Source organism: Pseudomonas sp. PB103 (assembly GCF_009764635.1).
Taxonomy (GTDB): Bacteria; Pseudomonadota; Gammaproteobacteria; order Pseudomonadales; family Pseudomonadaceae; genus Aquipseudomonas.
Map to the genome: position 1 here is coordinate 1 of NZ_RWIL01000167.1, position 3,967 is coordinate 3,967.

General features: G+C 60.1%; 5 protein-coding genes. All 5 read left to right on the forward strand.

Annotation, left to right across the window (positions count from 1 at the left end; genetic code table 11):
- Window positions 1-130: 130 nt before the first annotated feature.
- From EJA70_RS29020 to EJA70_RS29040, 5 genes are read left to right on the forward strand one after another with little or no spacing between them, the layout of a single operon-like run.
- Window positions 131-538 (forward strand): FagA protein, encoded by a 408-nt coding sequence (locus EJA70_RS29020; protein WP_158835901.1) that lies wholly within the window; start codon window positions 131-133, stop codon window positions 536-538.
- On the forward strand, window positions 519-1,895 hold the full coding sequence (locus EJA70_RS29025) for an aspartate ammonia-lyase (protein WP_158835904.1): 1,377 nt from the start codon (window positions 519-521) through the stop codon (window positions 1,893-1,895). Before EJA70_RS29020 ends, EJA70_RS29025 begins: the two co-directional genes overlap by 20 nt.
- Before the next feature lie 27 nt (window positions 1,896-1,922).
- Window positions 1,923-2,363 (forward strand): hypothetical protein, encoded by a 441-nt coding sequence (locus EJA70_RS29030; RefSeq protein WP_158835907.1) that lies wholly within the window; start codon window positions 1,923-1,925, stop codon window positions 2,361-2,363.
- A 1-nt stretch (window position 2,364) separates the two neighbouring features.
- The gene (locus EJA70_RS29035) at window positions 2,365-2,976 is read left to right on the forward strand and encodes a superoxide dismutase (RefSeq protein WP_158835910.1); all 612 of its coding nucleotides are present in this window, start codon (window positions 2,365-2,367) and stop codon (window positions 2,974-2,976) included.
- Window positions 2,977-3,006: 30 nt separating this feature from the next.
- Window positions 3,007-3,900, forward strand: coding sequence for a ZIP family metal transporter (locus tag EJA70_RS29040; RefSeq protein ID WP_158835913.1), 894 nt, complete (start codon window positions 3,007-3,009; stop codon window positions 3,898-3,900).
- Window positions 3,901-3,967 lie beyond the last annotated feature (67 nt).

Genomic DNA, 3,967 nt, shown 5'->3' on the forward strand with positions numbered 1-3,967 from the left:
GATCTTTTGATCTGGCTTTTAAAAACAGAATCAAAAGATCGCAGCCTGCGGCAGCTCCTACACACGGACTCTTGTTTTGGTTCTCATTATCATCTAATAATAAATCTCATTATCGGATGAGCCCCGGATCATGAGTTCTGCCTTGCACGAGCAGCCGTACCTCGAAAGCTGGCGCTGGATGAGTCGCCAGATCCGTTGCGCGATGGATCCTGATGAACCGCGCCTGATCGAACATTACCTGGCCGAAGGCCGGTACCTGTCTTGTTGCACTGCGACCTCACCCTGGATGGTCGCCGAAACCTCCTTCCGTTTGCTGCTCGACACCGCCACCGACATCGCCTTGCCGTGGCACTGGCGCAGCCTCTGTCTCGATCAAGCCTGGCGCCCATTGCGTGAAATGGAACGCCTGTCGCTGTGCAAATGCCGGCTCAAGCGCTGGCAACGCTACACCTGGCAGCTCGCCACGTGCGAGTTGCTTCCCTCGATTCCTCTTATTGAACTGGTGCAAGGATTTTCAGATGACCAAGACACGTATTGAGCGCGACAGCATGGGCGAACTGCAGGTGCCGGTGGACGCTCTCTACGGCGCGCAGACCCAGCGCGCAGTGGATAACTTCCCGATCAGCGGCAAGCCGATGCCCAAACAATTCATCCGCGCGTTGATCCTCGCCAAAGCCGCCGCGGCTCGGGCCAACGTCGAGCTTAATCAGATCAGCGCCGCACAGGGCAAAGCCATCAGCGACGCCGCCCAAGGTTTGCTTGAAGGCGATTTCATGCAGCATTTCCCGGTGGATATTTTCCAGACCGGCTCCGGCACCAGCTCGAACATGAACGCCAACGAAGTGATCGCCACCCTGGCCAGCCGCCTGCTCGACGAGCCGGTCAACGCCAATGATCACGTCAACTGCGGCCAGAGCAGCAACGACATCATTCCGACCACCATCCACGTCAGCGCCGCGTTGGCCCTGCACGAACAACTGCTGCCAGCGCTGCTGCACCTGGTGCAGGTGATCGAGCTCAAAGCCGAGCAAGTGCATCACCACGTCAAAACCGGCCGTACGCATTTGATGGACGCGATGCCGGTGCGCATGAGCCAGGTGCTCAACGGCTGGGCGCAGCAGCTCAAGGCCAACATCGCTCATTTGCAGGATTTGCTGCCAAGCCTGCAATCGCTGGCGCAGGGCGGCACGGCGGTCGGCACCGGGATCAACGCGCACCCTGAGTTCGCCGCGCGTTTCAGCCGTCAGCTCAGCCAACTGACCGACGTGCAATTCACGCCGGGCAAAGACTTGTTCGCGCTGATCGGCTCGCAGGACACTGCCGTCGCCGTCTCCGGCCAACTCAAAGCCATCGCCGTGTCGCTGATGAAAATCGCCAACGACCTGCGCTGGATGAACTCCGGCCCGCTCGCCGGTCTCGGTGAAATCGAACTGGAGGCGCTGCAACCAGGCTCGTCGATCATGCCGGGCAAGGTCAATCCGGTGATTCCGGAAGCCACCGCGATGGTCGCCGCGCAAGTGATCGGCAACGATTCGGTGATCACCATTGCCGGCCAGTCGGGCAACTTTGAGCTGAACGTGATGCTGCCGATCATCGCGCAAAACCTGTTGAGCAGCATCGAACTGCTGGCCAATTCCAGCCGCCTGCTGGGTGACAAAGCCATCGCCAGCTTCAAGGTCAACGAATCGCGCTTGAAGGAGGCGTTGTCGCGCAACCCGATTCTGGTCACCGCACTCAACCCGATCATCGGTTACCAGAAGGCCGCCGAAATCGCTAAGCAGGCCTACAAGGAAGGTCGCGCGGTGATCGATGTCGCTCTGGAACACACCGACCTGTCGCGCAGCCAACTGGAAGAGTTGCTCAATCCCGAGAAACTCACCGCCGGCGGCGTGTAAGCACCGCAACCGCTTTGGAGGCTCACCATGGAGCACTGGAAACGCACGATCGAACGGGCCAATCGCTGCTTCATGCTGGGCGAACTGATCGATGCCCGTGAGGCTTACCTGCAAGCCCTGACCTTGGCGCAAGTGTTGTACGAGCGCTGGGCAGATGCCGACGAAGCGGTGGCGGCCTGCGTCATCTCCCACCACAACCTCGCGGATTTGCACCTGCGCCTGAATCAGCCTGAGGAGAGCGCCGAATACCTCTGCGCCATCCACCAACGGCTGTTGCAGACCATGCAGGACGAGCGCCTGCGCCCGGCGCTGCGTGAAGCGGCGCTGCGCCAGAGCAGCAAGACTTACGTCGAGCTGCTGAATTTCATCAGCGAGCACGGCGAATACCCGCGCACCCAGCGCCTGCTGCACCCGGATACCGGCAATGCGCGCCGCGCGCCTGCCCCACATCACCATGGAGTCCATTGAAATGGCTTTTACCTTGCCTGCCTTGCCTTACGCCTACGACGCACTGGAACCGCATATCGATGCGCAAACCATGGAGATTCACTACACCAAGCATCACCAGACCTACATCAACAACCTCAACGCCGCCGTAGAAGGCACTGAGTACGCTGAATGGCCGGTGGAAAAACTGGTCGCCAGCGTCAAGGAGTTGCCGGAAAAACTCCGTGCCGCAGTGATCAATCAGGGCGGCGGTCACGCCAACCACTCGTTGTTCTGGGAAGTGATGGTGCCTAGCGGCGGTGGTAACCCGGACGGCGCGCTGGCCAAGGCAATCGATGAGCAGTTGGGCGGTCTCGACAGCTTCAAGGAAGCCTTCACCAAAGCCGCTCTGACCCGCTTCGGCAGCGGCTGGGCCTGGCTCAGCGTGACCCCGGAGAAGAAATTGATCGTGGAAAGCAGCGGCAACCAGGACAGCCCGCTGATGAATGGCAACACGCCGATTCTCGGTCTAGATGTCTGGGAGCACGCCTATTACCTGCGCTATCAGAACCGTCGCCCGGAATACATCAACGCGTTCTACAACGTGATCAATTGGCCTGAAGTTGCTGCGCGCTATCAGGCCGCACTGGTTTAAGTCTTCTATAAAAACAATCCAAGGCTGACTATGGGCACTGAAACACTGGCGATCGGAAGTGGGCGTATGTTTCGTTACGCAGTGGGATCGCTATTGCTGTTGGCGGGCATGACCTTGCTGGTTGCCCACGGACTGGAATGGCTGAATCTCGAACCGCGGCTGTTGCGGGCGTTGCAGGGTGGCGCGATCTGCGCGCTCGGCACGGCGCTTGGTGCGGTGCCGGTGCTGGTGATTCGGCGCATGCCGCAGGCGCTGAGCGATACGTTGCTGGGTTTCGGTGCCGGGGTGATGCTGGCGGCGACGGCGTTTTCGCTGATCGTGCCGGGCATTGCCGCCGCCGAAAGTCTTGGTCTGACGCCGTGGGGCGCCAGTGGCCTGATCTGCTTCGGCATAATGCTCGGCGCATTCGGGTTGTATCTGGTTGATCTCAAGGTTTCCGGCGCGTCTCCGGAAATGCTCGTCGGCACCGTCGAGCACCCGGTGATTCCGCCCCGGATCTGGCTGTTTGTGTTTGCGATCATTGCCCATAACATTCCTGAAGGCATGGCCGTCGGCGTGTCTGCCGGTGGCGGCATGCCGGATGCGGACAGCCTGGCCATGGGCATCGCTTTGCAGGATGTGCCGGAAGGTCTGGTGATTGCGTTGGTATTGGCCGGGGCAGGGATGTCGCGGGTGAAGGCGTTTATGATTGGCGCGGCGTCAGGCCTGGTCGAGCCGGTGTTTGCGCTGTTGTGCGCGTGGCTGGTCAGCCTGGCCCAGGTGTTGTTGCCATTAGGTTTGGCGCTGGCGGCGGGGGCGATGTTGCTGGTGGTGACCCACGAAGTGATCCCCGAGTCGCGACGCAATGGTCATGACAAATTGGCCAGCCTTGGCTTGTTGAGCGGGTTTTGTCTGATGATGGTGATGGATACCGCATTAGGTTGAAGATCAAAAGATCGCAGCCTGCGGCAGCTCCTACATTGGAATGCGTTCACTGTAGGAGCTGCCGCAG